17 protein-coding genes are annotated in these 18,302 nt (G+C 65.6%); 13 read left to right on the top strand and 4 right to left on the bottom strand.

What is annotated here, in order from left to right:
• The first annotated feature begins 8 nt into the window (after nucleotides 1–8).
• Nucleotides 9–1,106, top strand: a complete 1,098-nt coding sequence (gene zapE / locus MasN3_RS18935; RefSeq protein WP_281909280.1) for a cell division protein ZapE — start codon at nucleotides 9–11, stop codon at nucleotides 1,104–1,106.
• Nucleotides 1,107–1,119: 13 nt separating this feature from the next.
• Complete coding sequence (locus MasN3_RS18930) at nucleotides 1,120–1,815, top strand: hypothetical protein (RefSeq protein ID WP_281909278.1); 696 nt, start codon at nucleotides 1,120–1,122, stop codon at nucleotides 1,813–1,815.
• Nucleotides 1,816–1,854: 39 nt separating this feature from the next.
• Here MasN3_RS18930 and MasN3_RS18925 read toward each other — a convergent pair whose 3' ends face one another.
• Entirely contained in the window at nucleotides 1,855–2,661 is an 807-nt protein-coding gene (locus tag MasN3_RS18925; RefSeq protein WP_281909276.1) for a PP2C family protein-serine/threonine phosphatase, read from the bottom strand.
• Nucleotides 2,662–2,854: 193 nt separating this feature from the next.
• Between MasN3_RS18925 and MasN3_RS18920 the strand changes: the two genes are divergently transcribed.
• Nucleotides 2,855–3,055: a YdcH family protein gene (locus MasN3_RS18920; RefSeq protein ID WP_027867157.1), complete on the top strand. Its 201-nt coding sequence runs from the start codon at nucleotides 2,855–2,857 to the stop codon at nucleotides 3,053–3,055.
• A gap of 51 nt (nucleotides 3,056–3,106) precedes the next feature.
• On the top strand, nucleotides 3,107–5,188 hold the full coding sequence (locus MasN3_RS18915) for an ATP-dependent DNA helicase (protein ID WP_281909274.1): 2,082 nt from the start codon (nucleotides 3,107–3,109) through the stop codon (nucleotides 5,186–5,188).
• A 129-nt stretch (nucleotides 5,189–5,317) separates the two neighbouring features.
• Here the strand turns inward: MasN3_RS18915 and MasN3_RS18910 are convergent, their stop codons facing one another.
• Nucleotides 5,318–6,292 (bottom strand): NADPH:quinone oxidoreductase family protein, encoded by a 975-nt coding sequence (locus MasN3_RS18910; protein WP_281909272.1) that lies wholly within the window; start codon nucleotides 6,290–6,292, stop codon nucleotides 5,318–5,320.
• A gap of 181 nt (nucleotides 6,293–6,473) precedes the next feature.
• Here MasN3_RS18910 and MasN3_RS18905 point away from each other — a divergent pair, with 181 nt between their 5' ends.
• From MasN3_RS18905 to rlmD, 8 genes are all read left to right on the top strand, one after another.
• Nucleotides 6,474–7,082, top strand: coding sequence for a toll/interleukin-1 receptor domain-containing protein (locus MasN3_RS18905; RefSeq protein WP_281914547.1), 609 nt, complete (start codon nucleotides 6,474–6,476; stop codon nucleotides 7,080–7,082).
• 11 nt (nucleotides 7,083–7,093) lie between these two features.
• Complete coding sequence (locus MasN3_RS18900; protein WP_281909270.1) at nucleotides 7,094–9,214, top strand: tetratricopeptide repeat protein; 2,121 nt, start codon at nucleotides 7,094–7,096, stop codon at nucleotides 9,212–9,214.
• 114 nt (nucleotides 9,215–9,328) lie between these two features.
• Nucleotides 9,329–10,063, top strand: coding sequence for a 5'/3'-nucleotidase SurE (gene surE / locus MasN3_RS18895; protein WP_281909269.1), 735 nt, complete (start codon nucleotides 9,329–9,331; stop codon nucleotides 10,061–10,063).
• A gap of 8 nt (nucleotides 10,064–10,071) precedes the next feature.
• On the top strand, nucleotides 10,072–10,941 hold the full coding sequence (locus tag MasN3_RS18890; protein ID WP_281914546.1) for a protein-L-isoaspartate(D-aspartate) O-methyltransferase: 870 nt from the start codon (nucleotides 10,072–10,074) through the stop codon (nucleotides 10,939–10,941).
• Nucleotides 10,942–11,138: 197 nt separating this feature from the next.
• The gene (locus MasN3_RS18885) at nucleotides 11,139–12,056 is read left to right on the top strand and encodes a peptidoglycan DD-metalloendopeptidase family protein (protein WP_281909267.1); all 918 of its coding nucleotides are present in this window, start codon (nucleotides 11,139–11,141) and stop codon (nucleotides 12,054–12,056) included.
• A 57-nt stretch (nucleotides 12,057–12,113) separates the two neighbouring features.
• The gene (gene rpoS / locus MasN3_RS18880) at nucleotides 12,114–13,106 is read left to right on the top strand and encodes an RNA polymerase sigma factor RpoS (protein ID WP_281909265.1); all 993 of its coding nucleotides are present in this window, start codon (nucleotides 12,114–12,116) and stop codon (nucleotides 13,104–13,106) included.
• A gap of 121 nt (nucleotides 13,107–13,227) precedes the next feature.
• A complete protein-coding gene (locus MasN3_RS18875) occupies nucleotides 13,228–13,713 on the top strand; it encodes a hypothetical protein (RefSeq protein WP_281909264.1) in 486 nt (161 codons plus the stop codon).
• 165 nt (nucleotides 13,714–13,878) lie between these two features.
• Nucleotides 13,879–15,264 carry a 23S rRNA (uracil(1939)-C(5))-methyltransferase RlmD gene (rlmD, locus tag MasN3_RS18870; protein ID WP_281909262.1) on the top strand — a complete coding sequence of 462 codons (1,386 nt, stop codon included), beginning with the start codon at nucleotides 13,879–13,881 and terminating at the stop codon, nucleotides 15,262–15,264.
• Between the two features lie 128 nt (nucleotides 15,265–15,392).
• Here the strand turns inward: rlmD and MasN3_RS18865 are convergent, their stop codons facing one another.
• Nucleotides 15,393–16,721 carry an IS4 family transposase gene (locus MasN3_RS18865; protein WP_281909090.1) on the bottom strand — a complete coding sequence of 443 codons (1,329 nt, stop codon included), beginning with the start codon at nucleotides 16,719–16,721 and terminating at the stop codon, nucleotides 15,393–15,395.
• Between the two features lie 119 nt (nucleotides 16,722–16,840).
• Nucleotides 16,841–17,539: a Bax inhibitor-1/YccA family protein gene (locus MasN3_RS18860; RefSeq protein WP_281909260.1), complete on the bottom strand. Its 699-nt coding sequence runs from the start codon at nucleotides 17,537–17,539 to the stop codon at nucleotides 16,841–16,843.
• A 231-nt stretch (nucleotides 17,540–17,770) separates the two neighbouring features.
• Here MasN3_RS18860 and ndk point away from each other — a divergent pair, with 231 nt between their 5' ends.
• On the top strand, nucleotides 17,771–18,196 hold the full coding sequence (gene ndk / locus MasN3_RS18855; RefSeq protein ID WP_281909259.1) for a nucleoside-diphosphate kinase: 426 nt from the start codon (nucleotides 17,771–17,773) through the stop codon (nucleotides 18,194–18,196).
• The last annotated feature ends 106 nt before the right edge of the window (nucleotides 18,197–18,302 follow it).

Raw genomic sequence — 18,302 nt, 5'->3', positions numbered from 1 at the left:
GTCTCATCATGAATGTTCAAGAGTATTACCAGCACGCGCTGACCGAGCGCGGCTTCAAGTCCGACCCGGCCCAGGCCGCCGCGGTGGACCGCCTGCAGCAGGCGTACGACGACTGGGTCCGGTACAAGGCCCAGCGGTCGTCCGCTTTCAAGCGTCTGATCAACCGCCCCGACGTGCCGAAGGGCGTGTACATGTGGGGCGGGGTAGGGCGCGGCAAGTCCTTCCTGATGGACTCCTTCTATTCGGTGGTGCCGGTGGTGCGCAAGACGCGCCTGCACTTCCACGAATTCATGCGCGCCGTCCACGGCCAACTGGACGAGCTGAAGGGCGTGGCCGATCCGCTCGACGAAGTCGCCAAGCGCATCGCCAGGAAATACCGCCTGATCTGCTTCGACGAATTCCACGTCTCGGACATCGCCGACGCGATGATCCTGTATAACCTGCTCAAGGCCTTGTTCGACAATGGCGTGAGCTTCGTGATGACCTCGAACTACGAGCCGTCCACCCTGTATCCGGACGGGCTGCACCGCGACCGCATGCTGCCGACCATCGCGCTGCTGCAGGAGAAGCTGGACATTCTCAACGTCGATGCCGGCAACGACTACCGCAAGCGCGCGCTCGAGCAGGTCGAGGCCTACTACACGCCGCTCAATGCGGCATCGGACCGCGCCCTGCGTGACGCCTATGCCAAGGTGGCCGACACCGCCGACGAGAGCCCGATCGTGCACATCGAGAACCGCGAGATCCGCGCGCTGCGCCGGGCCGGCGGCGTGATCTGGTTCGACTTCGCCACCCTGTGCGGCGGGCCGCGCTCGCAGAACGACTATCTGGAGCTGGCTTCGCGCTTCCATACCGTGATCCTGTCGAGCATTCCGGCCATGTCCGCGGGGCAGTCCTCGGAGGCGCGCCGCTTCACCTGGCTGGTGGACGTGTTCTACGACCACAAGGTCAAGCTGATCATGTCGGCCGCGGTCGAGCCCGAGGAGCTGTACACCCAGGGTATGCTGGCGAACGAATTCCACCGCACGGTCTCGCGTATCATTGAAATGCAGTCGCGCGAATACATGCTGGCCGAACGCCGCGGCGCCGCCGACGCCATCGCCTGATCGAAAGGACACCATGACGAGTCACCTAGTAAGCCGTACCACTGCGCGCGTACTTGCCGCGGCCGCGATCGCGGCGGCGCTGGCCGCCTGCGCCAGCGTCGAGCCGGGCCCCGCGGTGGAAACGGTCGATCCCACCACCTCGGTGGCGCAGGCCGACGCGCGCCTGGCTGCCGTCGCCGTCGAGCGCGCCGCGATCGAGGCGCGCTACGCCGAACGCGAAGCCGTCTGCTACGACAAATTCTTCGTCAATCACTGCCTGGACGAGGCGAAAGAGCGGCGTCGGGTGGCCTTGAACGCCCAGCGCAACATCGAAATCGAAGCGGAGCGCTTCAAGCGCCGCGTGAAGGTCGAGGAGCGCGACCGCGAGATCGCCGCCGCCGACGCCGAATACAAGGCCGAGGAAGCGCGCCTGGCGGCCGAACCGCCGCCACCGCCACGCGACACCACGGCCCTGCCGCCACCCAAGCCCTCGCCGGCCGCCTCGCGCATGGCGCGCCGCGATGCCAAGGCGAAGGAAGAGGCTGCCCGCGCGCCCGAGGAAGCCGCCAGGGCGGCGGCCAATGTGCGCGCCTTCGAGGAGCGCAAGCGCAAGGCCGAGCAGAGACAGAAGGAAGCCGCGCAGCGCGTGGCCGAGCGCGAAGCCAAGGCGGCGGCGCGCAAGGCCGAGCAAGAGAAGGCCAGGGCGGCTACCCCGGCGCCGACCAGGTAAGGCAGCTTGTCGGCGGGCGCCCGCGCGGCGCCCACGGGCTCAGAGGATGCGTGCGACCCTGCCCGCCAGGCCATCCTGGGCCGGCTTCACCAGCTTCACGATCGCCATCGAACAGTTCCCGCCCTTGCCCTGCGAGCGCTCCTGCGCCTTGTTGATCAGCATTTCCGAGGCCTGGCGCGGCGTGGCCCTGCTGGTGGCCGCCGCCAGTTCGGCATCCGTGAAGAAATGCCACAAGCCGTCCGAGGCCAGCAGGAACACGTCCCCCGGCGCCAGTCCGGCATGGCTGCCGAAGCTCACGAAAGGCTCCTTACGGCTGTTGCCCATGACGTTGAGCAGCAGCTTGGATTTGCGGTGGTTCCTGGCCGCGTCTTCCGGCAGCTTGTCGCTGGACACCAGGTGCTGCACATAGGCCGCGTCACCCGTGCGGAGCCTGCACTTGCCGTCGTGGAAATGGTACAGGCGCGAATCGCCCACATGGCCCCATACCGCCTCGCCATGCGGCGTCAATACCAGGCCGACGAAGCTCGCATGCGCTTCCAGGCCTTCGCCGGCGCCCAGCATCATGGCGTTCATCTTCATGACCAGATGGGTTTCGCTGACGATGTCCTGCAGCAATTGCATGATCCGCTCCGTACTGGGGCGGTCGCCCGGCTTGAATTCGTCGAAGACCTGGCGCGCCGTATGCAGCACCTGGTCCGCCCCCGCAGCGCCGGCGATGCCGTCGGACAGCACGGCCAGCACGTAACCGGGCGCACGGGCACCGGTCAGCAGGGCAACGCGGTCGTTCTGCTGCGGGCGGTTCCCGATGTGCTGCGCGGTTCCCGCTTCGATCCTGAATGTTGTCATAAACCTTTATTTCCGTAGCGCCCGCGCCAATCTTTGTTGGCGGCAACCTCAGCGTAGATTAAACTATGCACCGAGAAGCCGTGGTGTTGCAAGCCGAACACAAATGGCCGCCATCACGTGCCGCCGCCGACAGCCGGCGCCGCCGCCCCAGCTCCCGCAAACGCTTTGTAAAGAACTGTTTGGAACAGCCATCATGACCGACGTCCAGGACATCCAGCGCCGCATCATTGAACTCGACGTGGAACACCGCGACCTCGATGCCGTCATTTCGATGCTTGCCGCGGACGGCCATGCCGACCAGCTCCAGCTGCGCCGTTTGAAAAAGCGTAAGCTGCAGCTGAAGGATCATATTACGCTGCTGAAGATGCAGCTGGTGCCCGATATTCCAGCCTAGTGCCTGAGCTTTTGTTAGACGCGCTTGCTTGGCTTTAAAGAAACAGACATTTTGACCGACCATCTCCCTGTTCCCGGCGTCAGCGCCGCCGAGCCGGCGGGCACGTCGCCACAGGGCGACGTCCTCCCGGCCGGTGCCCGTGCGCCCGGCAAATACGACGAAGAACTCGACCGCCTGTTCGGGGCGGGAGGGCCGCTTGCGCCCAACGTCGGCACCTACAAGCCGCGCCAGTCGCAGACCGAGATGGCCAAGGCCATTGCGGCGGCGATCGCCGAGCAGAAGGTCTTGATGGCCGAGGCCGGCACCGGCACCGGCAAGACCTTCGCCTACCTGGTTCCCGCGCTGCTGTGGGGCGGCAAGACCATCATCTCGACCGGTACCAAGAACTTGCAGGATCAGTTGTTCCTGCGCGATATCCCGACCATCCGCGCCGCGCTGCGCGCGCCGGTCTCGGTGGCGCTGCTCAAGGGGCGTTCGAACTATGTCTGCCACTTCCACCTGGAACGCACGCTGAACAACGGGCGCCTGACTTCGCGCGACGACGTCGGCCACCTGCGCGAGATCTCGCGCTTCATCAAGATGACCAACTCGGGCGACAAGGCCGAGCTGGCCAAGGTGCCGGAAAACGCCACGGTCTGGAACCTGGTCACCTCCACGCGCGACAGCTGCATGGGCGCCGAATGCCAGTACTACCAGGACTGCTTCGTGATGAAGGCGCGCCGCGAAGCGCAACAGGCCGACGTGGTGGTGGTCAACCACCACCTGTTCTTCGCCGACGTGGCCCTGAAGGACACCGGCGTCGCCGAATTGCTGCCCTCGGCCAACACCATCATCTTCGACGAAGCGCACCAGTTGCCGGACACCGCCACGCTGTTCTTCGGCCAGTCGGTCTCGACCTCGCAGGTGCTGGAGCTGTGCCGTGACGTGCTGGCCGAAGGCCTGGCGCATGCGCGCGGCCCGGACTGGGCCAAGGTCGTGACCGTGGTCGAAAAGGCCGCGCGCGACCTGCGCCTGACCTTCCCGGAAGGCGGCACCCGCTTGTCGCTGCCGCAGATCCTGCCGACATCAAGCTTCTTCCCCGCGCTCGACAAGCTCAAGGAAGAACTGTCGGGCATGATCACGGTGCTGGAAGAACATTCCGCGCGCGCCGAGACGATCGAAGCCTGCCGCCTGCGCGCGCACGAGCTCAGCGCCTCCTTCGACGCCTGGAAGCCGGATGCCAGGAAGGGCAAGGCTGTGGCGGGCGACGATGCGGCCGTGCTGTGGGTCGAGGCCTTCAATTCCTCGCTGCAGCTGCACAAGACGCCGCTGTCGATCGCCCCGATCTTCTCCGGCCAGCGCGAGGGCACGCCGCGCAGCTGGATCTTCACCTCGGCGACGCTGGCGGTGAAGAACGACTTCAAGCATTTTTCCGACCAGATGGGCCTGACCGGCGAGCCGGCCATGACCTGGCCGAGCCCATTCAATTATGGCGAGCAGGGCATCCTGTACGTGCCCACCGGATTGCCCGAGCCGAATTCCTTCCAGTACACCGACGCCTGCGTCGACATCGCGCTGCCGGTGATCGAGGCGGCGGGCGGCCGCACCTTCTTCCTGTGCACGACGATCCGCGCCGTCAACAAGGTGGCCGAACGCCTGCGCGAGGAATTCGCCGCGCGCGGGCTGGATTTTCCGCTGTTCGTGCAGGGCGAGCGCGGGCGGACCGAATTGCTCGATTCCTTCCGCACTGCCGGCAACGCCGTGCTGGTGGGCAGCCAGAGCTTCTGGGAAGGCGTGGACGTGCGCGGCGACGCGCTCTCGTTGGTCATCATCGACAAGCTGCCTTTCGCCCCGCCGGACGACCCGGTGCTGGCGGCGCGCATCGAGGTGATGGAAAAGCAGGGGCTGAACGGCTTCATGCACCACCAGCTGCCGGAAGCGATCATCACCCTCAAGCAGGGTGCGGGGCGCCTGATCCGCGACGTGGACGACCGCGGGGTATTGATGATCTGCGATCCGCGCATCATCACCAAGCCCTACGGCAGGCGCATCTGGCAGAGCCTGCCGCCGTTCAAGCGTACCCGGGTGCAGTCGGAGGTGATCGAGTTCTTCCACCCGGGGACGATGGCGGATGCGGCAGATTTGAACGCTTGATTCCTGCGGCTGCGCTCGACGTTGTTCGGGTGGTCGGCTTGTCCGACCGCGCGTTCAACCATCGCTCGATGAATCGCACCGCGTCCATTCATACGTGATTTGAACGCGCGGTCGGCAGAGCCGACCACCCTACGGGCAAATGACGACTTTGCCTGTCACCTTGCGCGCCGCCATGTCGTTCAGCGCCTGCGCCGTTTCTTCCAGCCTGTAGCGCGCCGACACCAGCGGCTTCAGTTTCCCTTCCGCCATCCATCCCAGCATCTGGCGCATCGCCGCCAGGTTCGCCGCCGGCTCCTTGCGCACGAAATCGCCCCAGAACACACCCACTACCGACGCGCCTTTCAGCAGCATCAGGTTCCAGGGCAGCTTTGGAATCTCGCCCGCGGCGAAGCCCACCACCAGGTGGCGTCCGCGCCAGGCGATCGAGCGTAGCGCCGGCTCGCTGTACTTGCCGCCCACCGGATCGTAGATCACGTCCGGCCCGCGGCCACCGGTGGCCGCCTTCAGCGCCTCGCGCAGATCTTCCTTCTCGTAATTGATCACGACGTCGGCGCCGTGGTCGCGGCAGACCGCCAGCTTATCCATGCTCGAGGCGGCCGCGATCACGCGCGCGCCCAGGGCCTTGCCGATCTCGATCGCCGCCAGCCCGACGCCGCCGGCCGCGCCCAGCACCAGCATGGTTTCGCCCGGCTGCAGGGCGGCGCGGTCGACCACCGCGTGGTGCGAGGTGCCGTAGGTGAGGGTGATGGCGGCGGCGGTGTCGAAGTCCATGCCGGGCGGTAACGGCATCAGGGCATCCATCGGGGCCAGGGCCTGTTCGGCAAACGCGCCGGTGCGCGTGAAACCGATCACGGCCTGCCCCGGGGCGAAGCCGCTGACGCCCGCACCCACGGCGCGCACGGTGCCGGCGAATTCGTTCCCCGGCGTGAAGGGGAGGGGCGGGCGCACCTGGTACTTGCCCTGCACGGTCAGCACGTCGGGGAAGTTGACGCCGGCTGCCTTCACGTCGACCACGACCTCGCCCGCGCCCGGCACCAGGTCGGGCAGGTCCTCGATCACGAGCTGGTCGACCGGGCCCCAATCCTTGCAACGTACGGCTTTCATATCCTGTCCTTCACATACATGATCATTAATCGGCGGCATTATGCCTCAAGGTGCATGTCACGCTACTTTCCAGGCATGCTGCCGAGTCCGCCAGCACGCTTGTGCGCCCGCAAAGTGGCCGAGGTCGGGGAAGCTAGAGTCAAAGGAATCCGCCTTGGCACATTGGAATGGGGGGCAGGCAATGGCGATCCGTTACGGGTGTTTTTTTAGCTATGCGCACGGCAGGCACGACCTGATGAAACGGTTCAAGACCGCCCTTGCCGATGCGTTGCGCTGCTATCTCGAACCTCACTTCGACAACGAAGACGAATTGTTTATCGACACCGAACAGCTGGGCGGTGGCGACGACCTCGACCGCAAGATCGCGCGCGCGATGTGCGAGAGCGTCTGCATGATCCTGATCTACACGCCCAAGTACGAGGCCCATGCCTACACCCGGCGCGAGTACGCGGCCATGCGCCAGCTCGAGCACGAGCGCTCCAGCTGGTACGAGCTGCCGAGCCGGCTGATCATTCCGGTGATCATGACGCGGCATCCCGAATCGCTGCCGCCGCAAATCACCGAGAACACCTTCTATGTCGACTTCTCGCATTTCACCATGGCGACCAGCGACCTGAAGTCCAATCCGGACTTCCTGCCCGACATCGACAAGATGGTGCAGCGCATCTCCACGCACTATCACCAGCAAAAAAAGCATACGCCACCTGGACATGACTGCAACCAATTCGTGCTCCCCGATGTCCCACCAGAATGGCGCGCGATGCCAAGCCTGACTTTCCCAAAAAAATAACGAGGAGTCACATGGAACAGAATCGCTCTACGCTCCAGCCACTGGCCAGTCCCGGCCAGGTCACCACCCTGTATGCCTACGAAGGCGGCCCGGTCCGCAACGGCCTGCTGGCGGCCATGGCGCAGCAGCTGGCCGCCGACGCCGGCGGGGCGCCGGTGCTGATGATCGACTGGGACCTCGCCTCTCCATCGCTGCACGGCTACTTCGGCCCGCCGCCCGGCGCGGCCGAGGACAGCAATCCGCCCGGCCTGGTCGACTATGCCGGCGCGCTCCTCGGCGAGCTGCGCCGCCGCCGCATCGCGCGCGACGACTGCGGCGGCGACCTTGCAGCTCAGTTGGCCGATGCGCTGCTCGACGCCGTCGACTGGCGCGCCTACGTCCAGCGCGTGGATGGCCGCCCCCCGCTGTACCTGATGCGGGCGGGGCGCTTCGACGACGATTATGCAGAGCGCGCCGGGCGCTTCGACTGGGTGGCCTTGTTCGATGCCTGTCCGCCCCTGCTGCGGCGCTTTGCCGCGCGCCTGGCACGGCATTTCCGCCACGTGCTGGTGGCCAGCGGCGCCGGCCGCTCGGCGAGCGTGAGCGCCTGCACCGTGCTGGTTCCCGACCGCCTGGTCGGCCTGTTCACGCCGGCGCCCGGCAGCATCGAGGGCCTCGAAGGCGTCGTGCGGCGCGCCATCGACTACCGCTGCACCCACGAGGAGGAGCAGCGTCCGCTGCTGGTCTATCCGGTCGCCTGCGCCGCCGACGGCGCCCGCAGCGATGCCGGCCAGCGCTGGCGCCGCGGCGATCCCGCCCAGGGACTGGCCGGCTACCAGCCGCGCCTCGAAGCGCTGCTGCGCGGCAGCTACGGCGTCGGCTGGCTGCGCCTGGAAAGCTGGTTCGACGAAGTTCAGCTGCCGGTGTCCGAGGCGGTGGCCATCGCCGGCCCGGGGCGCGCCGCGCTGGCGCATCCGGCGTCCTGCCTGATGACATGGTTTGCCCAGGGCTGCTTCCCCTGGCAGCCGCTGGCCGAGGTGCGCCTGCGCGGCGCGCTCGCGCGCGCCCGTGCGCAGGAAGGCAAGCCCGCAGCCGTGCAGCAGGCCGGCTGCCTGGCGCGGCTCGCCGAACTGTGCCGGCAGGAAGGGCGCGCCAACGAAGCGCGCGAGCTGCTGCGCGAGTGCCTGCTGCTGCGCTGCGCCGTGCTGGGCGACGAGCATCCGGACACGCGCGCCGCCCATGCCGCGCTGGCCGCGCTCGAGCTCGCAGCAGGCAGGCTCGACGATGCGCGCCAGCGCTACGAACTGCTGGCCCAGCTCTGCGCAAGCTTCCTCGGCACCGACCATCCCGAGACGCTGGCCGCACGTTCCGGCCTGGCAAGCGTGCTCGGCCGAAAGAACGAGGGGGAACGGGCGCTGGCGCTGCACGAGCAGGTAGTGGCCACCTGCGAGCGCCTGTGGGGAGATGCGCACCCGGCCACGCTCGACAGCCTCGAACAGCTCGCCGTCACGCTCGACCTCCAGCACGAGAAAGACCGGGCGCGGGTGCTGTTCGAGCGGGTGCTCGACGGGTGCCGCCGCTTGCAGGGCGCCGAACACGAAGACACCCTGCGCTGCGGCCAGCGGCTCGGCCAGCTGCTCGGCGAGACCGGTGACCTGGGCAACGCGCGGCGGCTGCTGGAGGCCGTGCTGCGCGTGCGCGAGCGCTACGACGGCGCCCACGCCGCGCCGACCGTGAGCGCGCGCGAGGCGCTGGCCCAGATCCTCGCAGCCCAGGGCGACATGGCTGCCGTGCGCAGCCTGCGCAGCGCCCCGGCCCCGGTGCGCGAGACCGAGCCGGGCGCCGGCCACGCCGACGAGCACGCTGCGATCGACAGCCTGCAGCAGCAGTGCGCGCAGCTGAAAGCCCTGATCGACCAGGACAGCCGGCTGGAGGCGCGCGCACTGGCCGACAGCATGCGCCACTCGGTGCAATGGCTGAGTGTGGCACTTCCGCTACGCCAGCGGGTGGCGGCCATGATCGAGCAGGTCTACCTGAGGGAAGGGGACAAGGACGCGGCGCTGGCGCTCAACAAGGACCTGGTCTCCTCACTGGAGGGCGCCCTGGTCCGTGCCAGGCGGGCGGAGTTGACGGCGCCGCTGTCGGTGTATTAGCGACAAAATTACTTGACAGACTGCTCATTGCTTGACAGGAAAAATCGCCATGAGGAAACAAAAAAGGGCTGGCTGACGAGCGATCCTGGCGTTGCTTCAGGTAAAATCGCTGACATGCGAATTCTTATCAGTAACGACGACGGCTACTTGGCGCCTGGTATCAGTGCGCTGGCCGATGCCTTGTCCGCGATCGCGGACATCGTGGTGGTCGCACCCGACAGCAACCGCTCGGGTGCGTCGAATTCGTTGACGCTCGACCGTCCGCTGACGGTCACCAAGGCCGCCAACGGTTTCCATTTTGTCAATGGAACGCCGACCGACTGCGTTCACATCGCCCTGACGGCGATGGGCGATGCGCCGCCCGATCTGGTCGTTTCCGGCATTAACAACGGCCAGAACATGGGCGACGACACCCTGTATTCCGGCACCGTCGCGGCGGCCACCGAAGCCTACCTGTTCGGCATCCCCGCGATCGCTTTCTCGCAGGTGAATCCCGGCTGGGCCCACGTCGATGCCGCCGCCAGGGTGGCACGCGAGATCGTCGAGCGCCGCTTCGACAAGCTCGAGCTGCCCTTCCTGTTCAACGTGAACATCCCGAACCTGCCCTACGACGAGATCGGCCCCCTGACGCCTTCGCGCCTGGGCCGCCGTCACCAGGCCGAGCCGGTCATCCGCTCGCAGGATCCGCGCGGCCGCGAGATCTTCTGGATCGGCGCACCGGGGGCCTGCCGCGATGCCAGCGAGGGCACCGATTTCCACACGACCGCGCAGGGCTGCGTATCGATCACGCCGCTGCAGGTCGACCTGACCCACAAGGCCCAGCTGGAACTGCTGCGAGGACTCGTATGAGCGGCGACGTGAGCGACAAGCGCAGCACCTTTCCCTTGCCGCTGTCCTCGGTGACCGGCGGCGCCGTCCGCAAGCCGGGGCTGCCCACGCCGGTGGCCACGCCGCAGACCGCGACGCGCAATGCGAGCACCGCCGCCGGCGGCGTGGGGCGGCCGGCCGCGCCGTCGCCGCGTGCGCCGGGCTACGCCCAGGCGCACGCGCCCGCCGCGCCGGTCGCGCAGCGCTCCGACCTGATGGCGTCGGAAGCGGTGCGCCGCGCCATGGTGGCGCGCGTGGCCAAGCAGGGCGTCAAGGACGGCGTCGTGCTGGGCGCGATGGAAGCGGTGCCGCGCCACCTGTTCATCGAACCGGCCCTGTCGGCGCAGGCATACATCGACGCTTCGCTGCCGATCGGGCACAACCAGACGATTTCGCAGCCCTACATCGTCGCGCGCATGATCGAAGCGATGCGGGCCGCGATCCCGGCCGGCGGCCAGCTGGGCCGGGTGCTCGAGATCGGCACCGGCTGCGGCTACCAGGCCGCCGTGCTGTCCTTCGTTGCGCGCGAGGTGTACTCGATCGAGCGCATCAAGCCGCTGCACGAGCTGGCCAAGACCAACCTGCGGCCGCTGAGGATTTCGAACCTGCGTTTGCAATATGGCGATGGTATGCTAGGCTTGCCGCAGGTTGCGCCTTTCGACGGCATCATCCTGGCAGCCGCGGGACTCGAAGTGCCGCGCGCCCTGCTCGAACAACTGGCCATCGGCGCGCATCTCGTCGCACCGGTTGGCGCCCAGGTCCAGCACCTAGAACGTATTACCCGCATCGGCAAAAGCGAGTGGGCCAGCGAAACGCTGGAAGCGTGCCACTTCGTGCCGCTGCGCCCCGGCACCATCTAGCGTGGCCAGCGTTGGCGTGCCCAAGGCAGGCCGCGCGCTGCCGCCTGTCCCGGCCTGCCGGGTCAACCCCGCCGGCCCGGCCGGCGTTGAAGAGCCTGGTCCAACCGGCATGACCACGGCTGACGATGTCCGCGGCGTGTGTCGCCCCTGGCGCTGTGCCAGGGATGTCCCGCCTTTGAACAGAAAATAGAAAGACAATGAACCAAGCTTCCCATTTACCCCGCTTCGCACTGCTCACCCTTGCCCTCGGCCTGCTGGCCGGCTGTAACTCCCTGACGCGCCAGGCGCCGGTCGTCGAGCGTACCGGTGCGTCGGTGGCGGAGCGTCCACGCCCGGCCCCGGCCGCCCGTGTCGAAGAACCGAAGGCCGAGAAGGGCATGTACACGGTGCGCCGCGGCGACACCCTGTTGCGCATCGCACTGGACCACGGCGAAAACTACCGCGACATCGTCGCCTGGAACAACCTGCGCGATCCGGACGACATCAAGGTCGGCCAGGTCCTGCGCGTGGCGGCGCCGGAGCGTGAGCGCACCGCCAACGTCCAGACCCAGCCGGTGCCGGCGCCGCCGGCGGCCACGCCGCCGCGCAAGACCGAACCGCGCGCCGACAAGCAGCCCTACACCGAGAGCGTCGCCGCCCGTCCGGAATCGGGCGCGCGCACCGAACCGGTGCGCCCGGCCGCGCCGGCGCCGGCGTCCCCGGCTCCGGCGATCGCCGCGGGCAGCATCGTGACCGCCAACGACGACGACAAGCTGAGCTGGATGTGGCCGGCGGAGGGACGCATCGTCGCCACCTTCGACGAAGGCCGTAACAAGGGCATCGACATCGCCGGCCGTGCAGGCCAGCAGGTGGTGGCGGCGGGCGCCGGCAAGGTAATGTACGCTGGCAGTGGCATCCGGGGTTATGGTAATCTCGTCATCGTCAAGCACAACAACAGCTTGCTGTCGGCATACGCGCACAACCGCAAGATCGTCGTCAAGGAAGGCGACAACGTGGCCAAGGGCCAGATGATTGCGGAGATGGGCGACTCGGATGCCGACTCGGTGAAATTGCATTTCGAGATACGCCAGCAGGGTAAGCCGGTCGATCCAGCGAGGTTCCTGCCGGGACGCTAGAATCCGCGGGTGTGAAAAAACGCCCAGGGCGATTTTTCACAGACGCGTAGGGATGGTATGACGCAGCCGCCGCACACGCTGGACCCGCAGGAATCGGACGAGTTTCCGGACGAACCGGAGCACGGCGGCGCCGCTGCGGCTGACGGGGAGGGCATCCTCCCCGGCCCCGAGATCGACACGGTGGACGAGCTGCGCAAGGTCTTGCAGGCCGAGCTGGCCACCGACACCACCCAGCACTACCTCAACCAGATCGGCACCCGCCCGCTGTTGACGGCGGGCGAGGAAGTCCAGGTCGCCACCATGGCCAAGGCCGGCGACTTCGCGGCGCGCCAGAAGATGATCGAGCATAACCTGCGCCTGGTCGTCTCGATCGCCAAGCACTACATCAACCGCGGCGTCGTGCTGCTCGACCTGATCGAAGAGGGCAACATCGGCCTGATGCGCGCGATCGACAAGTTCGAGCCCGAGCGCGGTTTCCGTTTCTCCACTTACGCCACCTGGTGGATCCGCCAGAGCATCGAGCGCGCCATCATGAACCAGGCGCGCACCGTGCGCCTGCCCGTGCACATGGTGCGCGAATTGAATCAGGTGCTGCGCGCCAAGTACCACCTCGAGGCGCAGAAGCACGACGGCAAGGAAGCGTCCTGCGAAGACATCGCCAGCCTGGTCGGACGGCCGGTGGAAGAGGTGCAGGACATCCTGGCGCTGTCCGAACACGCCGCCTCGCTCGACGCCCCGCTCGACAACGACCCGACCTCCAGCCTGATGGACATGCTGCCCGACGACGGCGAAGATAGTCCGGATGCGCGCGCCGAGCAGCACGAGATGACGGCCCTGGTGCGCGACTGGCTCACGCGCCTGCCCGACAAGCAGCGCCTGGTGGTCACGCGGCGCTTCGGGCTGGACAATGACGATCCGGCCACCCTGGAGACTCTGGCCGAAGAGATGGGTGTGACGCGCGAACGGGTGCGCCAGATCCAGCAAGAGGCGCTGGTCAAGCTCAAGCGGGCGATGGCGGCGCGCGGGGTGGTGCGCGATTCCTTGTTGTAAACCGCACTCCCCATGCACTGCGCATGATCTCTCCCCGCAGGGATCCAGATTCCCCAAAAACGTTCCTGCATGCAACTGCATTTGATGACATCGGCCTGTTATCCACCGCCTGCCACCGCCCATGCGCACCCTGATCGCCTTCGCTGTATCCGTCCTGCTTGCCGGCGCCGCCCTTGCTGACGAACCCCGAGCCTGCTATGCCGCGAAAGATCCAAGCGGCGATTTCGCGAGGGATAAGCTGGTTCCCTTCGATGCCGATCCCGCCCTTGCGGCGGAAATGCGTCAGTTGGAAGGCAAGTACGGGCGCGTCACCGACAAGTGCATCGACCGCTACGCGCGTCCCGAGGGCGGCCTGGTCAAGGGGGCGGTCGTGCTGTATGGCGGCCGTATCTCGCCCGAGGGCAAGATGACCCAGGTGTCGGTATTGGGTACGGAGAATGTGAACGACGGGATGTTCATGGCCTGCGTCGCGCGTACCTTGTGCGAATGGGAGGTGAAGCCCAGTGCGGACGGAAAGGAGCGCCTGGTCATGCTGCCGCCGGTGTCGCTGCGCTACATCCGGAACGCTGACGGCGTCCAGAGCAGCACGGCGCCTGCCTTCCAGTAGTTCCGCCACGCCGGCCCGGCGCCGGCCGCCCCTCGGCGCCTTCCTTCCCATGGCGCCCACCCCGTTTCCTTGTTATGATTCCGGCCGGGCGCCATCAGCCCATTTTTTATTTGCGAACTCCCTGCGCAGCCAGTCCTGCGCCCACTCCCTATTCTTTTGACCAGCATGCAAGAAATTTTCATCGACATCAAATCCCTGGATGCGGACGCGCGCGGCGTCGGCCACCTCGAGAACGAAGACGGCAGCCCGGGCAAGGTGATCTTCGTCGAAGGCGCACTGCCGGGCGAACGCGTCAGCTTTGAAACCCTGCGCAAGAAGAAGAACTGGGAGTCGGGCCGCATGCTTACCCTGCAGCGCGCCTCGTCGATGCGCGTCGAGCCGAAGTGCCAGCATTTCGGCTACTGCGGCGGCTGCTCGATGCAGCACCTGGAACCTTCGGCCCAGGTGGCCATGAAGCAGCGCGTCCTCGAGGACAACCTCTGGCACCTCGGCAAGGTGAAGGCCGAGAACATCATGCGCCCGCTGTACGGCCCGACCTGGGACTACCGCTACCGCGCCCGCCTGTCGGTGCGCCACGTGGCCAAGAAGGGCGGGGTACTGGTGGGCTTCCACGAGCGCGCCTCGTCCTACGTGGCCGACATCACCTATTGCGAGATCCTGCCGGACCACGTCGCCCGGCTGATCGTGCCGCTGCGCGAGTTCGTCGGCCAGCTGTCGATCTACAACCAGATGCCGCAGATCGAGGTCGCCATCGGCGAAGAGGTCACGGTGCTGGTGCTGCGCATCATGGCTCCGCTTACCCCGGCGGACGAAGCGCTGGCCAGGGCCTTCGCTGACAAGTGGAACATCCAGTGGTGGCTGCAGCCGAAGGGCCCGGATACCGCCTATCCGTTCTACCCGCTGGGCAAGGAGCTGTACTACACGCTGCCCGAATTCGGCATCCGCATGCCCTTCAAGCCGACCGATTTCACCCAGGTGAACCACCAGATCAACCGGGTGCTGGTCGCGAAGGCGCTGCGCCTGCTGGACGTCCAGCCGGGCGAGCGCGTGGCCGACCTGTTCTGCGGCCTGGGCAACTTCACGCTGCCGCTGGCGACGCAGGCGCGCGAAGTGGTGGGCATCGAGGGCAGTACCGCGCTGACCACGCGCGCGCTGGAAAACGCCCAGGCCAACGGCCTGGCGAGCAAGACCTCGTTCTCGACCCGCAACCTGTTCGAGGTGACCAAGGATGACCTGGTCGCGCTCGGCAAATTCGACCGCATGCTGGTCGATCCGCCGCGCGACGGCGCCATGGCCCTGTCGCTGGCGCTGGCCGACCTGCGCGAGACCCACGAGGAGCTGATGCCCCAGCGGATCGTGTACGTCTCCTGCAGCCCTTCGACGCTGGCGCGCGACGCCGGCATCCTGGCGCACAAGGCAGGCTACGTGCTGAAAAAGGCGGGTGTGTGCAATATGTTCCCGCATACCTCGCATGTGGAGTCGATCGCGGTGTTCGAGCTGGGCGAGAAGCCGGCCGCTGCTGCCGCCTACGAAGTGCCGGCCGAGGCCTGATGCAGACAACCCGGGGTCAGGTCTGACATTCAGACACGGCCTCGAGCGTAAGTACGGAAGAGCTTGTGTCCGAATGTCAGACCTGACCCCCTGGGATAAAAAAAGCCGACCTCGCGGTCTAATGCCGTTCAGTTAAGGTCCTTCTTCAGGACACGAACGGTGTAACGATGAGGTAAGGCCTTCACGGCCCGGTCGAGTTTTCGACCGGGCCGTTCTTCATTCAAGAGCATCACCAGGCGTTGACGCAGGCGCTGCATCAGAGCGGGCAACTTGCCGTATGACCGGGTCACCGCTGCCCAATGCAGTTCGTACTGGATGACGTGGAAGGCACGGATGAAACTGATCTCTGTCGGCTCGCATTTCACCTCCAGTGCCGCCTTGGACATCTCCAGCCGGATCAGGTTGTAAGCGGTCAGGGTTCCCCAGATTTCCTGATAGACGCCTTCCACGGTACGGCTACGCAGGGTTAGCGCCATGCCCATCATTGTTTGCTTGAGCTCGCGATAGCTTGTTTCGATCCGCCAGCGCTGGGTATAGCAAGCGGCGATGTCCTTGGCTGTGTAACGCTTGGTGTCGAACAATGAGGTAAGCAGTACGTGCTTGCGTGCACTCTGGTCGATGATCGTGATGGCGCGCACGCGCCATGTCTCAGGCAAGTCGGAGCACTTCTTGCGCGCCTGGGGCGATACGCGCATTTCAATGACGGCATCGTCAGGTGTGCCGCCGACGACTTCCCACTTGGTGTTGGCCTTGGCTGGGATGATGAAGTGTCTGTTGGTCCCGCCCATGGTCAGGCCGCATAGAATCTCGGCCGACAGGAACCCTTTGTCGAAGGCGGTAAGGGAATCATCTGGAATCGATGCAAGCAGCTCTTTGGCATAGAGCATTTCGTTGATTCCATAAGGACCAAATTTCGCATCACGGATCAAGTGGGTCGGCACCGCGGTCAAGGTCACGCCACGCACTTGCGGATAGCTGGAGATCCGACCACTGGGATACACCTGCTCGCCGAAATGCTCGCGGTGTTCAACCGTGTCGGCAGTCTTCAATGTCGTGCCGTCCATCGCGAACAGGCTCAGTCCCTTGAACAGGTACTGCTTGCGATCCTGCTCCGACCATGCTTTTGCTGAGATCTCGAATAACGCCCGAAGTGGCTCGGCACCAAGACGCTGCCGTGCCTGCGCTACCGCGCTCTTGCTCACGAAAGGCGCCTGCGCGTCCGGCAACGCAAGGTCCAGGTCATCGACCACTTCACTGATGGACTGATGACGGTACAGCGCCAAGGCAACGACGAGCCACACTACCTGCTCGGCCGGTAAGCGACGCTGTCGAATGCTCGCTTTGCCAGTGTATGCAACCGCTTGCTCGATCCACTCGTGAGGTAAGTGCTGTCCCAGACGGGCCCAGTCAGGGTCTTCCTGGGCTTGCACGAGGAAATGGAGCGCGTCATCAAACATGGTGACGCAGGTTAACAGCCTCAGCTACCGTTTACAACACCCCAAAAGAAAAATGCCGTTCAGTCTTAACTGAACGGCATTAGACCTCGCGGTCGGCTTTTCGTTTCGGCTGAAACCGCTTAGTCGCGGTCGCCGCCGGCGATGCCCAGCAGTTGCAGCAGGCTGGTGAAGATGTTGTACACGTCCAGGTAGATCGACAGGGTGGCGCTGATGTAGTTGGTTTCGCCGCCGTTGACGATGCGCTGCACGTCGAACAGGATGAAGGCCGAGAAGATACCGATCGCCAGCAGCGAGATCACGATCGTCAGGGCCGACATCTGCAGGAAGATGTTGGCCACGGCGGCCAGGATCAGCACGATCACGCCGGCCATCAGCCAGCTGCCCATGCCCGAGAAGTCGCGCTTGGTGGTGGTGGCGATGCTGGCCATCACGGCAAACACGCAGGCGGTGCCGCCGAAGGCGGTCATGATCAGGGTGCCGCCGTTCGAGTAGCCGAGGGTGTGCTGCAGCAGCGGGGTCAGCATCAGGCCCATCACGAAGGTGAAGGCCAGCAGCAGGCCCAGGCCGACGGCCGAGTCCTTGAACTTCTGGATCGCGAAGATGAAGCCGAAGGCGACCAGCATGAAGCCGATGAAGCCGAAGGTGCCGAGGCCGGCCATCAGGTTGAACGACACGCCGATGTAGGCGCCCAGCACGGTCGGGATCATCGACAGCGCCAGCAGCCAGTAGGTGTTGCGCAGTACCTTGTTGCGCGTGACGTCGACCCGGCCTGCCTTGGTCAGGTCGATCGTGCTGCGGGGTTGCGAATTAGGGATCATGGAGCCTCCGGTTGGTGGATGAGCGTCACTGAAAACCATACAAGCAGATGCTTAGCAGAGCCTTAAGCCAGGACGATTTTGCCCCGCAACTCTACCACTTTGCTTGCCAGTGCCGCAATATCGGTTATATGAGGCAGCTGTGGTAAAATTAAAGGTTAATTGAGTTCCAAATTCAGTTGCAGGAGCCACCAAAGGTTCTTGATTCAAACCATTCTTTTATTGGAGTTTTACATGGCAATCGAACGCACCCTGTCGATCATCAAACCGGACGCAGTTGCAAAAAACGTGATCGGCCAAATCTATAGCCGCTTCGAAGGCGCTGGCCTGAAAGTGGTCGCTGCCCGCATGACCCAGCTGTCGCAAGCCGAAGCCGAAGGCTTCTACGCCGTGCACGCAGCGCGTCCGTTCTTCAAGGACCTGGTCAACTTCATGATCTCGGGCCCGGTGATGATCCAGGTGCTGGAAGGCGAAGGCGCGATCCTGAAGAACCGCGAGCTGATGGGCGCCACCGATCCGAAGAAAGCAGAAGCCGGCACCATCCGCGCCGACTTCGCCGATTCGATCGACGCCAATGCCGTCCACGGTTCGGACGCTGCTGAAACCGCTGCCGTGGAAATCGCTTACTTCTTCCCGGCACTGAACGTCTACTCGCGTTAATTAGTAGGGGGAGCGCATCCGGGGCGCGCCCCGGTAAATTTCCCCCGGACTAATTTAAATGAGTAAGCCACTCGCCCGCGGCCTCGGGCCGGCGCGAGTGGTTTCA

It is taken from the genome of Massilia varians (assembly GCF_027923905.1).
Taxonomy (GTDB): Bacteria; Pseudomonadota; Gammaproteobacteria; order Burkholderiales; family Burkholderiaceae_D; genus Telluria; species Telluria varians_B.
The sequence above is the reverse complement of the archived record's forward strand: the minus strand, read 5'-3'. Positions and strand labels throughout refer to the sequence as shown.